Origin of the sequence: Selenomonas sp. oral taxon 136 (assembly GCF_001554015.1) — a bacterium.
GTDB lineage: Bacteria > Bacillota > Negativicutes > Selenomonadales > Selenomonadaceae > Centipeda > Centipeda felix.
Window position 1 is genome coordinate 1,843,067 of sequence record NZ_CP014239.1, and the last position, 16,074, is coordinate 1,859,140.

The window sequence follows — 16,074 nt, forward strand, 5'->3', positions numbered from 1 at the left end:
ATGGCGATTGTATCTGAGGCATCAGCCATACTTCGCAGAGTGTGTGCACCTCTTTTGTTTATCATTTTTGACTATCTTGCTATTCTCCTTGCAGAGAGAATGGCATTTGGCATGCATGACATCTATGGGGCGCTGATAGGAATATCCTATCACGTACCTAATGCCTATCTGTTTTTTTGGATACCACTCGTATTCATTGCGTTCCTTGCTATCTCGCAGACCTACACAAAGATGCGGCCAATCATCGCTATGGTGCAGCAGATCTTCTATGCGGTGCTCTATGCACTGATCACCTGCATCCTTATACTTTATTTTATGCAGGCGAGTATGCTTGCCTCGCGTCTTTATGTCATTCTATTTGGCGTTCTCGCACTCTTTAATATCTATGTCGAGCGGTATGTCTTGCTGAAATTCCTTAAGACAACGAACATGTTCATGAAGCCTGTTATCCTAATAGGGGCTGGAAAAACAGCAGAGATTGTTCTTCAGTTCTTTGAAGGGGATTTGGGATACCGCTATCGGATTGTCGGGTTGTTGGACGATGACCCGATCTCGGAGGAGCTTCCGCAGAAGTTCCTGTTGCTGGGCAAAGTGAGCGATGCGGAAAGTATTATTCGAGATTCCGGTGTAAAGACAGTTATTATCACGGCACCGGGTATGGACAGTGCACGATTGGAGAAACTTGTTGCAAAGATTCAGCCTCTCGTCCGCGATATTCTCTTTGTTCCCGACCTCATGATGCTACCCTTGGGGCACGTCGGTGTTGAACCGTTCTATACTGAAAAAGTTTTTATGCTTAGCATCCGCAATAATCTTGCACGTAGGAGGAATCGTCTGGCAAAGCGTGTTTTCGATCTCATTGCGACTATTTGTGGAGGCTTTTTGATCCTACCGATTCTCCTTGTGCTGGCGGTGCTCGTTGGGATTGACAATAAGGGGCATATCATATTTGCTCATCGACGCGTGGGGCAGAATGGAAAACTCTTCCCCTGCTATAAATTTCAGACCATGGTGCCGAACGCACAGGAACGACTGGAAGAGTATCTTGCAAAGAATCCAGAAGCACGAAAAGAATGGGAGGAGTCCTTCAAACTTACGAACGATCCTCGCGTGACGAAATTAGGGGCATTCCTGCGCAAGACCAGTCTCGACGAACTTCCGCAGCTCTGGAATGTGCTGATGGGCGATATGAGTCTCGTCGGGCCTCGTCCGATCGTGACAAAAGAGATCGAGCGCTACGGGGACTATATCCGTGAGTACTACATGGTACCCCCGGGAATTACGGGGATGTGGCAGGTAAACGGGCGCAGCGATACGACCTACGAAGAGCGCGTTGCGATGGATACATGGTATGTGCGAAACTGGTCTGTTTGGATTGATTTGGTTTATCTATTTAAGACTGTAAAGACTGTGTTTACGGGTAAGGGTGCATATTGATAAACAATGTCTGTGCGTCATTTACGCGTGTACATTTGTGAAGAGATAGATTATTAAGGTGGAGTTTTGAGTGGGACAATTCGATATTGGTTTTGTTATATTGACATGGAATTCCGAGCGGTATATCCAGAAATGTATTGAATCTATCTTCCTGTTGAGAGAGTTTCAGGTAATAATTTGTGTGGTAGACAATGGGTCGTCGGATAAAACAATTCAGATATTAGAAAATCTGAGAAAAAAATCTGTTCCGCAAAAAATGGAATTGGATATTATCTCCCTGAAAGAGAATATGGGAACAACGATTAGTCGAAATTTGGGTATCAAGAAAATATCATCGCAGATAAAAAATCTTTGTATTCTTGACTCAGATACAATAATTAATAGAAATGCTGTTCTAGATATGTTGAGTCTGCTGTATAAAGATGAAAAAAATGGAATCGTTGGTCCTAGGATGGAAAACTCTGGGGGGATAGAGCAGCAATCTGGCAGAAATATTCCTACAATGACATTGAAACTACTTAAGGTCATGCCTATAAAGACTTTACGCGAAAAAGGAGAGGCGATGGAGCGAATCTCGAATTTTGATGAGGATGTAGTTCCGGTAGGATATTTGATGTCTGCTTGTTGGCTTATGCGAGCAGATCTTGTACATGAGATTGGCCTTTTGGATGAAAAGATATTTTATGCACCAGAAGATGTAGAATACTGTTTGCGTGCTTGGGAAAATGGATACCGTGTCTTGTTAGACAGACGGGTGAAGATCATTCATGAATGGCAGAGATTATCTCGAAAAAAACTTATAAGCAAACATAATTGGGAACATATCAAAGGGTTGCTTTATTTGTATAATAAGTATGGGTTATGGCATTCTAAAGAAAAATATGATCGTCTAATTCAGTGAGGAGACAAAGATGAAGATTTTTTTTGTAAATCCACCATTTAAGGCAGAGTATGGGAAGTTTTCACGAGAAAATCGAAGCCCCGCATTGACGCGAAGTGGAACATTGTATTATCCCTTGTGGTTGATCTATGCTGCTGCGGTTTGCCAGAAAGACGGCTTTACCGTAGAGTTTTTGGATGCTCCGGCAACCCCTTTGAATCAGGCGCAATCTCTCGATTTTATTGATAAGCATGCAGAAGGTGTTCGCTTATTTGTTGTGGAAACTAGTACACCTTCTCTTTACAGTGATATTCATTTTATTGATGAATTGAAACAGCGCTATCCTAACGCTGTGTTTGTTCTTGTAGGAACGCATCCGTCTGCTCTTCCTGAGGAGACCCTTCAGCTCGGTCAATCCGTCGATGCAATAGCACGTCGGGAATATGATTATATTGTTCGTGATGTGGCGAGAGCTTTGCGTGACGGCGAGGATTTTAGAGCCGTTCCCGGTTTGACGTATCGTAAAGATGAAGAGATAAAAAGCAATCCGGACATGCCTTATATTGAGGATATTGATGAAATACCGTTTGCTTCAAAATTTATAAAGGAATATCTGAACTACAAGGATTATTTCTTTGCAGCATCTTCGTATCCTGAAATCCAGATATTTACAGGACGGGGCTGTGTTGCGCGGTGCAATTTCTGTGTATATCCTCAGACACTGCATGGTCATAAATATCGACTGAGAACACCGGAAAACGTGGTGGAGGAGTTTCGGTACATTTCGGACAATTTTCCCGATGTGAAGGAAGTCGTTATTGAGGATGATACCTTTACTGCGAAAAAAGATCGCGTGATCAATATATGTAAACTGCTTATTGAAAAGGGGCTTCATAAGAAACTATCATGGCTCTGCAATGCACGTGTCGATCTCGATTTAGAGACTATGAAAATGATGAAAAAAGCAGGCTGCCGCCTGATCATTCCAGGCATTGAAAGCGGCAATGAGGAGATCCTGAGAAATATTAAAAAAGGGACAAACCTCAAACTTATTCGCGCCTATATGAAAAATGCAAAAGAAGCTGGTCTTCTCGTTCATGCCTGCTATATGGTGGGAAATCAGGGAGAAACAAAGGAGACTATGGAGAAAACCTTCCAACTGGCGTTGGAACTCAATGCCGATACCGCCCAGTTCTATCCGTTGCTTCCATTTCCGGGAACAGAAGCCTACTTTTGGGCAAAGTCGAACGGCTACATTACGGGAAATTACGACGAATACGTCAAAGAGGATGGAACGATTAACTGCGTCCTGAATCTTCCGGATCTTTCGGCGGAGGAAATGGTCACATTTTGTAATGATGCACGAAGGAGATATTATTTGCGGCCTAGTTATATTTTACACCGTTTGTGGATGGGATTGAAAAGCCCTGATGATTTAAAACGTTCCTTGAAAGCTTTTGGGAAATTGAGGCAATTTTTATTAAAAGGATAAAGTCCAAAGGATGATTCGTTTATGATGGTACATCGTGATGGATTATTTGACTGTATAAAAGGCGGATTGATTCTCCTTGTTGTTCTTGGGCATAGTATCGTATATTCTTTTCCTGATGAGTATTTGACTCGTTGGGATTTTAAGTTGATATATTCATTTCACATGGCGTTCTTTATCCTTGTGAGTGGGTATCTGGTGGAAACATCCAAGAAAGAACGAGGCTGGAAATGGCTCTGGCACCGTTCGTGTAGATTGATGTTGCCGTATTGTGTATGGTCAGCTATTGCGAAGCTTTTTTCAGTTGTGAGCATGCATTTTTTTTTCAAGACGTATGAAGGCCTGGCGGATGTTTATTGGTTTTTGATTGTTCTTTTTTTATGTGATATAACGTATGTGTTTATAAGATTTATGAAAAAAAGGAACTATGGCTTTGCCTTATGTTCTATTGCTATGTTTGTTGGTATATCTATATTGGGGGGGGGATAGATAGTTTTTTGCATATCGTTAAGTTATATGTATTGTATGTGCCCTTTTATTTTTTTGGTGTGTTCTTTTTTCAGTATAAAGAAAAAGCAGAACGAACGCTTCGGCTTGGTGCACCACTCTTCTTTTTGATGTATATCATCATGCTGGGGGGGTTTGATGTGGGAGAGCATCGTGCTCTCCACTCCTTTGTGCAACTATGGTATCCAGAAGTAACTCACGATGAGTTGGTTGCTATGGCTGTTCTGTATAACCGTATTGTATTGTTTTTTGGTGTGCTGGTCTGGTATCTTACCTTTAAGAAAATTTATGCCTTAACCGGTGGAAGTAATGCAGGAGGACTTTCCTTTTTTGGAAAACATACAATGCCAATATATCTGATACATTCTTTTTTCTTTCTAGCATGCGACTTTGCTGGGGAGGTAAATGTCATCTTAGGAGTCTTCTTGGGGATAAGCGGCTCTCTTTTCATTTATTACATAGTGAAGAGATATCGAGGGTTTCGAATATTGTTGTTTGGTGAGGTTTGAACTCAGTTATTACTATGGTTTATGGAGGGGACACGTTGAAAATTGTCATAGATTGTCGATTTATGAATCACTCTGGTTTGGGAAGGTACACTTGTGAGATTGTCTCTCGTCTTGTACACTTTTCTGAGCACGAGTATGTTTTGCTTCTGAATCGGGATGAAATAAATCAAGGTTTTGTGGATGCGTGCCAATTGGATAATGTATCTTTCTTGTATATTAACGCTCCGATGTATAGTGTAAAGGAACAAATACTTTTACCAATTCGCATTCCTTCCTGTGATGTGTTTTGGGCGCTACATTATAATGCGCCCATTCTTCCTGTTCGCGCAAAACATAAGGTGGTTACTATTCACGATGTAGGACATCTAGCCTTACCGGAAGATCTTTCTTTTTTTAAAAGATGTTATGCAAAATTATTGATGTATACATCAACTCATTTTTATGATAGGATTCTTACCGTATCAGAGTTCTCCAAAAGGGAAATTATTCGTTTTGAGAAAATATTGGAGTGGAAGGTCGAGGTTCATCCATGTGCTGTTGATATGAATGAATATTATCCCGTAACAGATCACGAACGCATTTCTGCCGTGTTAAAAAAATATTCTTTGCCTGATAAATATTTCTTATATGTAGGGAATGTAAAACCGCATAAAAATATACTCGGTATGATAAAGGGGTATGCCAAATTTTTACAATCGAAAATAAATACCGAGATATGTTTGGTCGTTGTTGGTAAAAAAGATGGACTGTTAACCGGTGTTCAGGGGCTACCTGTATTGCTGAAGGAATTTAATCTGGAGGATAAAGTTTTTTTCACGGGTTTTGTGGACGAAGAGGATTTGCCCTGCCTATATAGTGGGGCACAGGCTTTTTTATTTCCTTCTCTATATGAAGGCTTCGGTATCCCTGCATTGGAGGCGATGGCTTGCAATTGTATGGTCGTATCTTCTACGGCAGCCTCTTTGCCCGAGGTTTGTAGAGATGCCGCTATATATGTGGATCCTCATAGTGCATCATCTATTGCGGAAGGCTTAATAGCAACTGGAAATAATGCAGAGGAGCTGAAGAAAAAGGGGAATGAACGTGTAAAGATGTTTTCATGGCAGCGTACGGCAGAAAACATACGAGCATTGATACGGAGCTTTGCAGTATAAAATGACCAGTTTATCTACGGTTCCACTATCCATAAAACTCTTGTTGTTTTTTTTAATCCTATGCCCTGGCGTGTATATTGGCGATGTTCTCCTGAATATTTGCGATGTGTACATTCCAGTGTTGTTCTTGTATGTCCTCATAACTCGTAGACCGACGTATTGGTATATGAACAACACAGTCCGTTGGTTATGGCTTTATGTAGGCGTCGCAATTCTGTCAATATGTGTCGCTTCTGTGGGTCTGGAGGAGGTACAGTGGGGAGCATTGCTGAAATGGCTACGCTTATTGTATTTGCCTGCGATTTACATCATAGTAGTACATTTGATTGATAGACAGCAAATCCGCGCTTGCTTGAATAACATTGTTGTCTTAGGTGGATGTACAGCTTTACTCGGGATTATCCTATATATCCAGCAAAGTGAGTGGTACAGGGCACCACAGACAATGATCTCTTTGACGGGGGAGGTTATTTATCGTGCAGGAGGTGTGTTTGCTGAACCTGGCCAGTTTTCTTTGGTTCTGGTGATGGTTTTTATCATCACAAATGTGATGTGGACTGCAGATGTAAGGTATCGCTTCTTGTATGTGGTTGTGATGCTCCTTTGCCTGTGGGGGCTCATGGTGACGTATAGTCGAATTGCTGTTATAGCATTGATGGTGTTCTTTTTATATAGGATTTGCATGTCCTGGTTGATATCATGGCGAGCACGCGTGAAATCGCTTGCAGGAATTGCTGTTCTTGTTGCACTTGCAATCTCCTTTTATCAGTTCAATGAGGAGGTTGCATATATTGTCAATGAAAGAGTCTTGCCGCTGATGGAAATTTCGTCACAGGCAGAACTTGCTGATCTTTCAGCGGGAAGAGCGGGTACATGGATCGATAATCTGACGCATTTTCTTTATCAAGAGCAAGAATACTGGATCTTCGGACGGGGATATAAGATTGAAGAATATAATATAGGGATTTACTCTATAGATAATAATTTTTTGTATGCACTGCTGCATACTGGCTTTATTGGTGGCAGTATATTTCTGTTTTTTTGGATTTGCCTGTTATATGATTGCTTGTATAGGCGCTTTGATAAAACGGATTTATTTGCCATAATCATGGGGGGATGCACACTGGCTCTCTTTTTGTATTGCCTTACCTCCGATGCAGTAACGATGTATCGCGGCATGGGGGTATTTATGCTTTTATATGCTATGAGTCATGTCAGAGTGACTGATCGCTAAATACGGGAGGCGATGTTCGATTGAAAAAAATATTTCAATCATATTGGACTAAATTTCGATATGCATTATTTGTAGGATTGAAGAAGCCCATTATGAGTCATCCTAAATTGTATTGTATTCAAAGAGTTCTACGCAAATTGGATGATGAGTCATTTGTTGAAAGAATTACTGGGTCAGATACGATATTGATCCGACATTATGGAGAACAGAATAAGAATCGCAATGTATATTTAATTCGTATCACACATCGAGCTGGTTTCTGTTCGGCTCTTCGATCTGTGCAGCGAGGTCTTTTTGATGCGGATAATTTGGGGGGGGTTCCTGTTGTGGAATTTGTTCCGAATTCTATCTATGCTGAGAAAGAACCTCTTTTTAATACCACAAATCCATTTGAATATTACTTTTGTCAGACTTCTGAAATTTCTTTAGAGGAAGCGTATCATAGCAATCGTGTGTTTGTTTTTGAAGAGTCATTTTGTTTACCGCGGATCGAACGGGACTTAATCGAGGGTGATGTAAATAGTTCAGCATATATTGTAACAGATGACTATTTGAAGAAACTGGCTAAAGTTCACAAAAAATATGTTACATTAAATGAACGGACACAGAAATATATTTCAGATAGTGTGCAGAGTCTATATTCGGGTGATTGGAAAAATGTAATTGGTGTACATATTAGGGGAACCGATTTTTTGCATAAATGGAAAGAGCATCCAATAGCAGTACTACCTGAGGATTATTTTCCGGAGATTGATAATGCTTTGAATACAGGCTTTCAACAGGTTTTTCTTGCTACTGATGATGAAAATTATTTGACTTTATTTCGGGAGCGGTATGGGACAAAGTTACTCAGTTTCGATGATGTATGTCGCGGGACAGGAGAAATAAATATTGCTTTTGTTGAGAATGAGCGGAAACACCATGCTTATTTAAATGGGTTGGAAGTCTTAAGAGACGCTTATGTGTTAGCAAGATGTGGCGGTCTGATTGCAGGATTATCTCAAGTATCAATGCAGGCGCGCATTCTAAAGTTTAGCCAATGTGAGGAATATCGTTTTATTAGAATATTGGACAAAGGAATTTACTAGGGATAAACGATGCGGGTAGCGAATGTATTGCGCAACAGCATGTACTCCATGATGCTTTATGTCGTACTTGCTGTTCTTGGCATATTGATACGACAGGCGTTCACACGGAATCTGCCCATTGAGCTCCTTGGGCTTGAGGGGCTGTTTACGAATGTGATATCCTTGCTGTCCATCGCTGAAATGGGCATCAGTACCGTGATCAGCTATGGGCTCTATCGAGAAATTGCCAACAAGAACGAATCCGAAGTCAATATGCTGATGAGTATTTATCGGTATATTTATCTTATTATCGGCACATTGGTTGCACTGGTTGGTGTTGTCCTGTTTTTCTTTTTGCCGTGGATCGTACGGGATAACAGTGTTGAATGGAGTTATGTTCAACTTGTTTATGTCATCCAGATTTGTACCGTACTTAGTACTTACTTTCTGGCATATCGACGCACCTTATTTGCAGCAGATCAAAAAGACTACATCTGTGTTCGTATTGATCTTGTTTGTACTTTTGCGGCGAATCTCGTGAAGTTTGCGGCTATTGTTGTTTGGCAGAGTTATACGATGTATGCGCTCTCTGCGCTCGGATTCAATATCTTGGCGAATCTGATCATTTCGCATCGTTTGGGGAAGGAGTATCCATTCCTACATACCGTTAAGGTTACGGTACAGGATTTGCGGCAACGAAAATTTTTTGTGGATGTAAAAAACTTCCTAATTCATAAGCTGTCGTATATTGTCTACAGTGGAACCGATGCAATTATTATTTCGTCTATTCTTGGACTTAGAACAGCAGGCTTGGTAGCGAACTATGTCCTCCTTTGCGATGGTGTCTACAAACTCTTATATAAGATGTTGCAGGGAATTATTCCCTCTGTCGCGAATCTTGTCTATACGGACGATAGGGAAAAGAGCTATCGTGTTTACCGTATGTTGGATTTTGCCTACTTCTTGATGGGGGGATATGTTGCCTGTATCTATTTCACCGTACTGCAGCCTTTTGTGGCACTGTTCTTTGGAACAGATTTCTTGCTTGACGATGCCTATGTGATGGCGCTGGCGTTCAATGTGTTTCTTGGGATGCAGTTTGAGAATGCCTATAACTTCAGAAGCACGCATGGTGTATTTGAAAATGACCGTGGCTATATGGTTTTGTCCGCTGTGACAAATTTAATTCTGTCAGTGGTATTAGCTCATTATCTCGGGGTTGTCGGCGTTATGATCGGGACGATTGCGGGGTTGGCGTTTATCGTATATGGTCGCGTTCAGTTCGTCTTTCGAGTCATCTTCCGGCGCAGCATGAAGGCATACTGGTGGAATCATGCTTGGTGGAGTATCGTGGTTTTGCTGGAAATCCTACTGATTGACCAGATACTAAATGATGCTTTTTTCTCATCGACGTATATGGGACTGCTGATCAAGTGTCTCTGTGCGGCCGGTTTGATGCTTGGAATGCAAATTCTTGTGTTTCATCGGCGTGAGGAGTTCCGAAGCATGTGTATGTACGCAGGCGAAGCTCGGGCAGTTCTTATGAGTAAAATTCGGGGGAGGAAATCTCAGTGAAAAAAGCGTTGATTACAGGAATTACAGGACAGGATGGCTCGTATCTTACAGAATTGTTGTTGGAAAAGGGATATGAGGTACACGGTATCATTCGCAGACAGAGCAGTCAGAATACGGAGCGGATCGATCATATTTTAGGCGATCCGGTATTTGCCGATCGCGTTTTCCTGCACTATGGCGATATGACGGATTCAAGCAATGCACACCGCTTGATTCAGGAGATCCGGCCAGATGAGGTCTACAACCTTGCCGCTCAGTCCCATGTGGCTGTATCGTTCGAGGTGCCGGAATATACGGCGGAGGCGACAGGGGTAGGGACGATTCGTCTGCTTGAGGCAGTACGCCAGAGCGGGCTGCCGATACGCTTCTATCAAGCATCGACTTCAGAACTTTTTGGGGGCTTGCCCGAGACGGCGCCTCAGAGCGAGGCAACTCCATTCTATCCGAAGAGTCCTTATGGGGCGGCGAAACTCTACTCTTTTTGGATTACAAAGAACTACCGCGAGTCCTATGGAATGTTTGCGTGCAACGGAATCCTTTTCAACCATGAGTCACCGCGTCGCGGGGAGACGTTTGTGACACGCAAGATTACGCTTGCAGTTGCTCGGATTACGAAGGGCTTGCAGGAGAAACTGACCCTTGGAAATCTTGAGGCGAAGCGCGATTGGGGCTTTGCGGGGGATTACGTAGAGGGGATGTGGCGGATACTTCAGCAGGAGCATCCGGAGGACTATGTACTTGCCACGAATGAGACCCATACTGTGCGTGAGTTTGTTGAGAAAGCTTTTGCTGAGACGGGCGTTTCGATTCGCTGGGAAGGCGAGGGCATCAATGAGAAAGGCTACGATGCCAAAACGGGAAAGCTTCTTGTCAATGTGGCAGAGCAGTTCTATCGTCCGGCAGAGGTCGAGCTTCTTTGGGGAGATTCGACGAAGGCAGAGAGAGAGCTGGGCTGGAAGCGCAAGATTGGATTTGCCGAACTGGTCAAAATGATGGTTGCAGCGGATTTGGATAAATTATCATAAATCGGAGGATGATAGCATGAATTGCTCGTTGTCTGAGAAAAAAATCAAAAGTTTGAAACGAATTATATTGGAAACTGCCCATAAAACGAAAGAAGGGCATATTCCGAGCGCCTTTTCCATTCTGGACATATTGTATGTACTTTATGATTCTGTTTTGCAGGTGGATCCAAAGAATCCGGAGAAAGAGGATCGGGATTATCTCTTGGTAAGCAAAGGCCATTCTGCCATTGGTCTTTATGCCGTGCTGGCAGACCAAGGCTTTTTCCCTGTGAGTGAGCTAGAGACGTTTGGTCACTTTAACAGCCGATTGGGGGGGCATCCGGATCGCAATAAGGTTCCCGGGGTGGAGGCGTCTACAGGATCTCTGGGGCATGGCCTTCCGATCGCTGTAGGAATCGCAATGGGGCTTGGTTACAGGAATGAGCAGCAACGTGTGTTTTGCATCATTGGCGATGGCGAATTGAACGAGGGCAGTATGTGGGAGGCTATTTTACTGGCGGGCGAGCATAAATGTAAAAACCTTACCTGTATTGTGGATTATAATCATTCTATTGATCGCTCGATTCTATGGGGGGATCTTACGGAAAAGTTCAAGGCGTTCGGCTGGGATACACTTGAGGTAGATGGGCATGACCACGTTGAACTCAAAGAAGCATTCCAACGGAATGATCGCGAACGCCCTCTTGCTGTTATTGCGAATACCATCAAGGGCAATGGTTGCAAAAGCATGGAGAACGAACCGGGATGGCATCATCGTAGTCCGAATGAAGAGGAACTGACGCAGCTGCTGAAGGAGTTGGAACAATGAGTGTGAATATGAGGCAACAGCTTACGGCAACAGTAACTGCTCTGGAAGAAAAGGATGAGCGCGTTGTCTTGCTGTTAAATGACATTGGCGTGTGGGCATTCCGACATCTTAAGGCGCAATATCCAAATCGTGTGCATAATTTAGGAATACTGGAGCAGGCATCTATTGGTGTGTCGGCAGGACTGGCTCTTACGGGATATGTACCTATTTTTCACACGATAGCCCCTTTCATCGTGGAGCGTGGTTATGAACAACTCAAGGATGATTTTGGCTATCAAAACCTCAATGGTAATTTTGTAAGTGTTGGAGGTTCGTTTGACTACAGTGCGTTGGGAATGACGCATTATTGTCCTGGTGATGTCGGCGCTCTCATGCAGATTCCGAATATGCAGATTGTCCTACCGGGGACTGCAAAAGAAATGGATCGTTTGATGATGGAGGCCTATGACAACGGAAGCCCGACGTATTTCCGACTGAGCGAATCGTCTAATGCGGTGGAGCATGATGTTTCGTTTACACAGGCGGTTGTCGTGAAGCGGGGGACAAAGGCAACAATCATTGCGGTCGGGACGATGTTGTCGGCGGTCATGGAGGCTGCCGCGGATCTGGATGTTACGATTTTGTACTATACCACCGTTCGTCCTTTTGATCGGAAAACGCTTCTGCAAAATCTGCCGACGAATAAGATTTTACTTTGTGAGCCCTATTATACAGGGGCACTGACTACTGAGATTGTTATGACTTGCCGGGATAACCCCGTTCGTTTGGATTTTGTAGGGATGTCTTGTGAGGTACCGAAGACATATGGGACAGTGCAGGAAAATTTAACGGTCTTTGGGATGGACGCAAAGAGTATTCGTGAAAAAACATTCGTATTAATGGATTCGTAAGCGGAGGTTGCACAATGGGAAATAGAATTATTGTAGAGGATATTGAGTCGATATGGTCTGAGATAGATTTATCTCCCTTGGCGGACAAAAGCGTGCTGATTACAGGAGCAAGTGGCTTGATTGGGACTTACATGATCTATTCGCTTCTTCGTTGGAACAGCGCTTCGTCAAGAAAAATCCATATCTCTCTTGTGACACATAGGGAATTGCCGATTCATTTGCAGGAGTTGGAGCAGCATTCTGAAGTTACACTTTATCGCGGGGATTTGTCCGACTACCACTTTTATGAATCACTACCGAATTTTGACTGCATTATTCATGCAGCAGGGTACGGACAGCCGGGACTTTTTATGGAGAATCAGGTCAAGACAATTCGCCTGAACACAATGGCAACCGATCTTTTGTTGGCGCACCTTACTCCTACAGGACGATTCCTTTTTATCAGCACCAGTGAAGTGTACAGTGGATCTGTTGAAACGCCGTATGCAGAGACCACGGTTGGGGCTACGATGCCGGATCATATGCGTGCTTGTTATATTGAAGGGAAGCGCTGTGGTGAGGCGATTTGTCATGCGTATATGATGGGAACAGATAAGACTGTCAAAATAGGGCGTGTATCCTTAGCGTATGGTCCCGGCGTTCGTAAGACGGATAAACGCGTATTGTATAATTTTATTGAAAAGGGATTGCATGGCTCCATTCAGATGATGGATGCGGGCAAGGCAAAACGAGTTTATTGTTATGTTGCGGATACAGTATCCATCCTGTGGAATATTCTCTTGCGTGGAAAAGAACATACCTATAATGTTGGTGGAATATCCCATACGACGATTGCAGAACTTGCTGTCTTGATTGGCGAAAATCTCGAAGTCCCAGTTGTGTTTCCCAAGGAGGAGCAAGGAATGCGTGGTGCTCCGGGAGAAGTCTTCGTTGATATGAATCGCGCGATTTCGGAATTTGGTAAAGCGAACTTTGTTTCGTTGCGTGATGGTTTAGATCGAACAATCGAGTGGTATCGTGAAAATCTATCTTGATGGGGGTGTAGAGAATGAAAATCTCAGATAAGATTTATGTTGCCGGTCATACAGGAATGGTTGGCTCTGCTATTGTACGTCATTTGCAGAAGCTCGGCTATAACAACTTGTTGCTAAGAACGCATCGTGAACTTGATCTGACAGATCAGCAGGCCACGAAAAATTTTTTTGAGCAGGAACGGCCGGACTATGTGTTCATCGCTGCAGCAAAAGTGGGGGGGATTCAGGCGAATAGTTCTTTTCCCGCAGATTTTCTGTATGTTAATTTGATGATCAATGCAAATATCATCCATGCAGCTCATGAGGTTGGTGTAAAAAAACTCTTGGCATTGGGGAGCTCCTGTATTTATCCAAAGTTTGCCGAGCAGCCGATCCGTGAGGAGGCACTTTTGGATGGTAAGCCGGAGCCTACGAACGAGGGCTATGCCATTGCAAAAATTTCGGCGTTGGAGCTGGTGAAGTTCTTTCATCGTCAATATAATGATCCCTTTATTAGCTGTATGCCGACGAACATTTATGGCGAAAATGACAACTTTGACTTGCAAGGCTCTCATGTTATCCCCGCGATGATTCGTAAATTCCACACGGCAAAAGTGGAGGGGGCGGATTCCGTTACGCTTTGGGGAACAGGCAGTCCGAAGCGTGAATTCCTCTATGTGGACGACCTCGCGGATGCGTGTGTCTTCCTTATGGAGAATTATGACGAGGCGGAACATATCAACATAGGCAGCGGTGAAGAAGTCTCGATGAAGGCGCTTGCAGAGGAAATTTCTTCCGTTGTCGGTTTTGAGGGGGCGCTGGATTATGATACAGAAAAGCCGGATGGCGCTCCTCGTCGTCTTGTAGATTCCACACGTATTCATGAACTAGGGTGGAAACATAAAGTAATGCTACGTGAGGGGCTGGAGCGCTCATATCGGTATTTCTTGAATACTTGCGTCGATAAGTGAGTGATTTAACACAGGCTGTGTATATATGAGATGGGTAATTTTTCTGATACAATGATATTTTAGGGGGGCACGCGAGTATGGAAAAAATTGGAGTAGGATATGCATATGTCAGTGATGCTGAGAAGCGCTATGTAAATGAGGCGTTGGACGCAGGACGGCTTTCGCAGGGCAAGATGGTTCATAAGTTTGAGAAAGAGTTTGCGCGGCTTCATGACCAGCGATATGGTGTCGCCTGTAATAGTGGAACGTCTGCCCTGCACGTTTGCCTAGAGGCAATGAAAGAAGTGTACAGTTGGGAAGACGGTAGTGAGGTTCTCGTTCCGGCGATTACTTTTATTGCCACATCGAATGCCTGTATTCATGCAGGATTGAAACCTGTCTTTGTCGATGTGGATCCAATCTCGTATAACATGGATGCCTCCAAAATGGAGGCGCGCATCACAGACAAGACTGTTGCGGCAATTCCGGTGCATACATTTGGACAGCCGTGTGAGATGGATGCGATCATGGCTGTAGCAGAAAAGCATGGTCTGCGTATTTTGGAGGACTGTGCGGAGGCTCATTTTGCCACCTATAAAGACAAGAAGGTCGGTAGCTTTGGTGATATGACTGCATTCAGCACCTATGTTGCGCATACGATCACCACAGGCATCGGGGGCATTATCACGACGAATAATCTGACGCTGACGGAGATTTCTCGCTCACTTATCGCGCATGGACGTGCCTGTACCTGTGAGACTTGCTTGGCATCTGATCCGAGACAGGTGTGCAAGCTGCGTATGCAGACCGAGATGGATAAGCGATTTATGATGGTTCGTATGGGCTATAGCTACCGCATTGGAGAGTTGGAAGGCGCTCTGGGACTTGGTCAGTTGGAAAATCGCGACCTCATTATGAATACGCGTAAGGAGAACGCGCATTATCTTAGTGAGGGGCTGCAGGGAACGGAGAAATATTTGCAGCTGCCTGAATATCCGGATTATGTTGATCATTCCTTTATGATGTATCCAATTGTCATAAGGAAAGATGCCCCATTCACACGGGATGAGTTTACGCATTTCTTGGAGAAGAATAATATCGAAACGCGCCCGATGCTTCCGCTGTTGAATCAGCCTGTGTATAAGAAGCTTTTTGGCGACATCGAGAGTGACTATCCTGTTGCTGAGTGGCTGGATCATTATGGCCTTTATGTGGGATGCCATCACGGGCTGAGCAAGGAACAGCTCGATAAGATTGTAGCGACAATCAAAGAGTTCTTGCGGGATAAAGCATAAAAGTATGGAATACGGGAGGCTTCTGAGGATGAGGTTTCCCGTATTCCATAATGTATATTGTGGGAGAGACAGTGATGAATATCCTTATTATAGGGAATGGTTTTGATATTGCACATGGTATACCGAGTAGCTATAAGAATTTTTTAGATTTCGTTATCGCTTATAAAAAAGGTATATAAATATTATGCTTCTTTGAATACAATAGAAAAGAATAACTTTTCAAACGGTATAACTAAAATTT

14 protein-coding genes and 1 pseudogene are annotated in these 16,074 nt (G+C 43.4%); all 15 read left to right on the forward strand.

The genetic code is table 11. The features are described 5' to 3' along the window. The 15 genes and pseudogenes from wbaP (at window position 1) to AXE86_RS13595 (ending at window position 16,012) form a co-directional block, all read left to right on the forward strand. Entirely contained in the window at window positions 1-1,437 is a 1,437-nt protein-coding gene (gene wbaP, locus AXE86_RS08870; protein WP_061946334.1) for an undecaprenyl-phosphate galactose phosphotransferase WbaP, read from the forward strand. Window positions 1,438-1,507: 70 nt separating this feature from the next. Further along, window positions 1,508-2,338: a glycosyltransferase family 2 protein gene (locus AXE86_RS08875; protein WP_061946336.1), complete on the forward strand. Its 831-nt coding sequence runs from the start codon at window positions 1,508-1,510 to the stop codon at window positions 2,336-2,338. A 10-nt stretch (window positions 2,339-2,348) separates the two neighbouring features. Continuing rightward, on the forward strand, window positions 2,349-3,809 hold the full coding sequence (locus tag AXE86_RS08880; RefSeq protein ID WP_061946338.1) for a B12-binding domain-containing radical SAM protein: 1,461 nt from the start codon (window positions 2,349-2,351) through the stop codon (window positions 3,807-3,809). A gap of 24 nt (window positions 3,810-3,833) precedes the next feature. Next, window positions 3,834-4,822: pseudogene (locus AXE86_RS13525) on the forward strand (acyltransferase family protein). Between the two features lie 35 nt (window positions 4,823-4,857). Continuing rightward, entirely contained in the window at window positions 4,858-5,976 is a 1,119-nt protein-coding gene (locus AXE86_RS08895) for a glycosyltransferase family 4 protein (protein ID WP_061946344.1), read from the forward strand. 235 nt (window positions 5,977-6,211) lie between these two features. Continuing rightward, the gene (locus AXE86_RS08900; protein WP_198145255.1) at window positions 6,212-7,210 is read left to right on the forward strand and encodes an O-antigen ligase family protein; all 999 of its coding nucleotides are present in this window, start codon (window positions 6,212-6,214) and stop codon (window positions 7,208-7,210) included. A gap of 20 nt (window positions 7,211-7,230) precedes the next feature. Then, entirely contained in the window at window positions 7,231-8,298 is a 1,068-nt protein-coding gene (locus AXE86_RS12795) for an O-fucosyltransferase family protein (protein WP_157064439.1), read from the forward strand. Between the two features lie 48 nt (window positions 8,299-8,346). Beyond that, the gene (locus AXE86_RS08910) at window positions 8,347-9,852 is read left to right on the forward strand and encodes a lipopolysaccharide biosynthesis protein (RefSeq protein ID WP_157064440.1); all 1,506 of its coding nucleotides are present in this window, start codon (window positions 8,347-8,349) and stop codon (window positions 9,850-9,852) included. Then, window positions 9,849-10,877, forward strand: a complete 1,029-nt coding sequence (gene gmd / locus AXE86_RS08915; RefSeq protein WP_061946350.1) for a GDP-mannose 4,6-dehydratase — start codon at window positions 9,849-9,851, stop codon at window positions 10,875-10,877. Before AXE86_RS08910 ends, gmd begins: the two co-directional genes overlap by 4 nt. Before the next feature lie 16 nt (window positions 10,878-10,893). Beyond that, on the forward strand, window positions 10,894-11,685 hold the full coding sequence (locus AXE86_RS08920; RefSeq protein ID WP_071884718.1) for a transketolase: 792 nt from the start codon (window positions 10,894-10,896) through the stop codon (window positions 11,683-11,685). Next, a complete protein-coding gene (locus AXE86_RS08925) occupies window positions 11,682-12,575 on the forward strand; it encodes a transketolase family protein (RefSeq protein ID WP_198145256.1) in 894 nt (297 codons plus the stop codon). Before AXE86_RS08920 ends, AXE86_RS08925 begins: the two co-directional genes overlap by 4 nt. A gap of 14 nt (window positions 12,576-12,589) precedes the next feature. Then, window positions 12,590-13,609 (forward strand): NAD-dependent epimerase/dehydratase family protein, encoded by a 1,020-nt coding sequence (locus AXE86_RS08930; RefSeq protein WP_061946352.1) that lies wholly within the window; start codon window positions 12,590-12,592, stop codon window positions 13,607-13,609. Window positions 13,610-13,623: 14 nt separating this feature from the next. Continuing rightward, the gene (locus tag AXE86_RS08935; RefSeq protein ID WP_061946354.1) at window positions 13,624-14,559 is read left to right on the forward strand and encodes a GDP-L-fucose synthase family protein; all 936 of its coding nucleotides are present in this window, start codon (window positions 13,624-13,626) and stop codon (window positions 14,557-14,559) included. Between the two features lie 77 nt (window positions 14,560-14,636). Next, window positions 14,637-15,833 carry a DegT/DnrJ/EryC1/StrS family aminotransferase gene (locus AXE86_RS08940; RefSeq protein ID WP_061946355.1) on the forward strand — a complete coding sequence of 399 codons (1,197 nt, stop codon included), beginning with the start codon at window positions 14,637-14,639 and terminating at the stop codon, window positions 15,831-15,833. A gap of 74 nt (window positions 15,834-15,907) precedes the next feature. Beyond that, window positions 15,908-16,012 carry an AbiH family protein gene (locus AXE86_RS13595; RefSeq protein WP_071884719.1) on the forward strand — a complete coding sequence of 35 codons (105 nt, stop codon included), beginning with the start codon at window positions 15,908-15,910 and terminating at the stop codon, window positions 16,010-16,012. The last annotated feature ends 62 nt before the right edge of the window (window positions 16,013-16,074 follow it).

Bases quoted from the DNA above. Each gene is read 5' to 3' on its own strand.
- wbaP (WP_061946334.1), top strand. From the start codon at position 1: ATGGCGATTGTATCTGAGGCATCAGCCATACTTCGCAGAGTGTGTGCA.
- AXE86_RS08880 (WP_061946338.1), top strand. From the start codon at position 2,349: ATGAAGATTTTTTTTGTAAATCCACCATTTAAGGCAGAGTATGGGAAG.
- AXE86_RS08910 (WP_157064440.1), top strand. From the start codon at position 8,347: ATGATGCTTTATGTCGTACTTGCTGTTCTTGGCATATTGATACGACAG.
- AXE86_RS08920 (WP_071884718.1), top strand. From the start codon at position 10,894: ATGAATTGCTCGTTGTCTGAGAAAAAAATCAAAAGTTTGAAACGAATT.
- AXE86_RS08925 (WP_198145256.1), top strand. From the start codon at position 11,682: ATGAGTGTGAATATGAGGCAACAGCTTACGGCAACAGTAACTGCTCTG.
- AXE86_RS08930 (WP_061946352.1), top strand. From the start codon at position 12,590: ATGGGAAATAGAATTATTGTAGAGGATATTGAGTCGATATGGTCTGAG.
- AXE86_RS08935 (WP_061946354.1), top strand. From the start codon at position 13,624: ATGAAAATCTCAGATAAGATTTATGTTGCCGGTCATACAGGAATGGTT.
- AXE86_RS08940 (WP_061946355.1), top strand. From the start codon at position 14,637: ATGGAAAAAATTGGAGTAGGATATGCATATGTCAGTGATGCTGAGAAG.
- AXE86_RS13595 (WP_071884719.1), top strand. From the start codon at position 15,908: ATGAATATCCTTATTATAGGGAATGGTTTTGATATTGCACATGGTATA.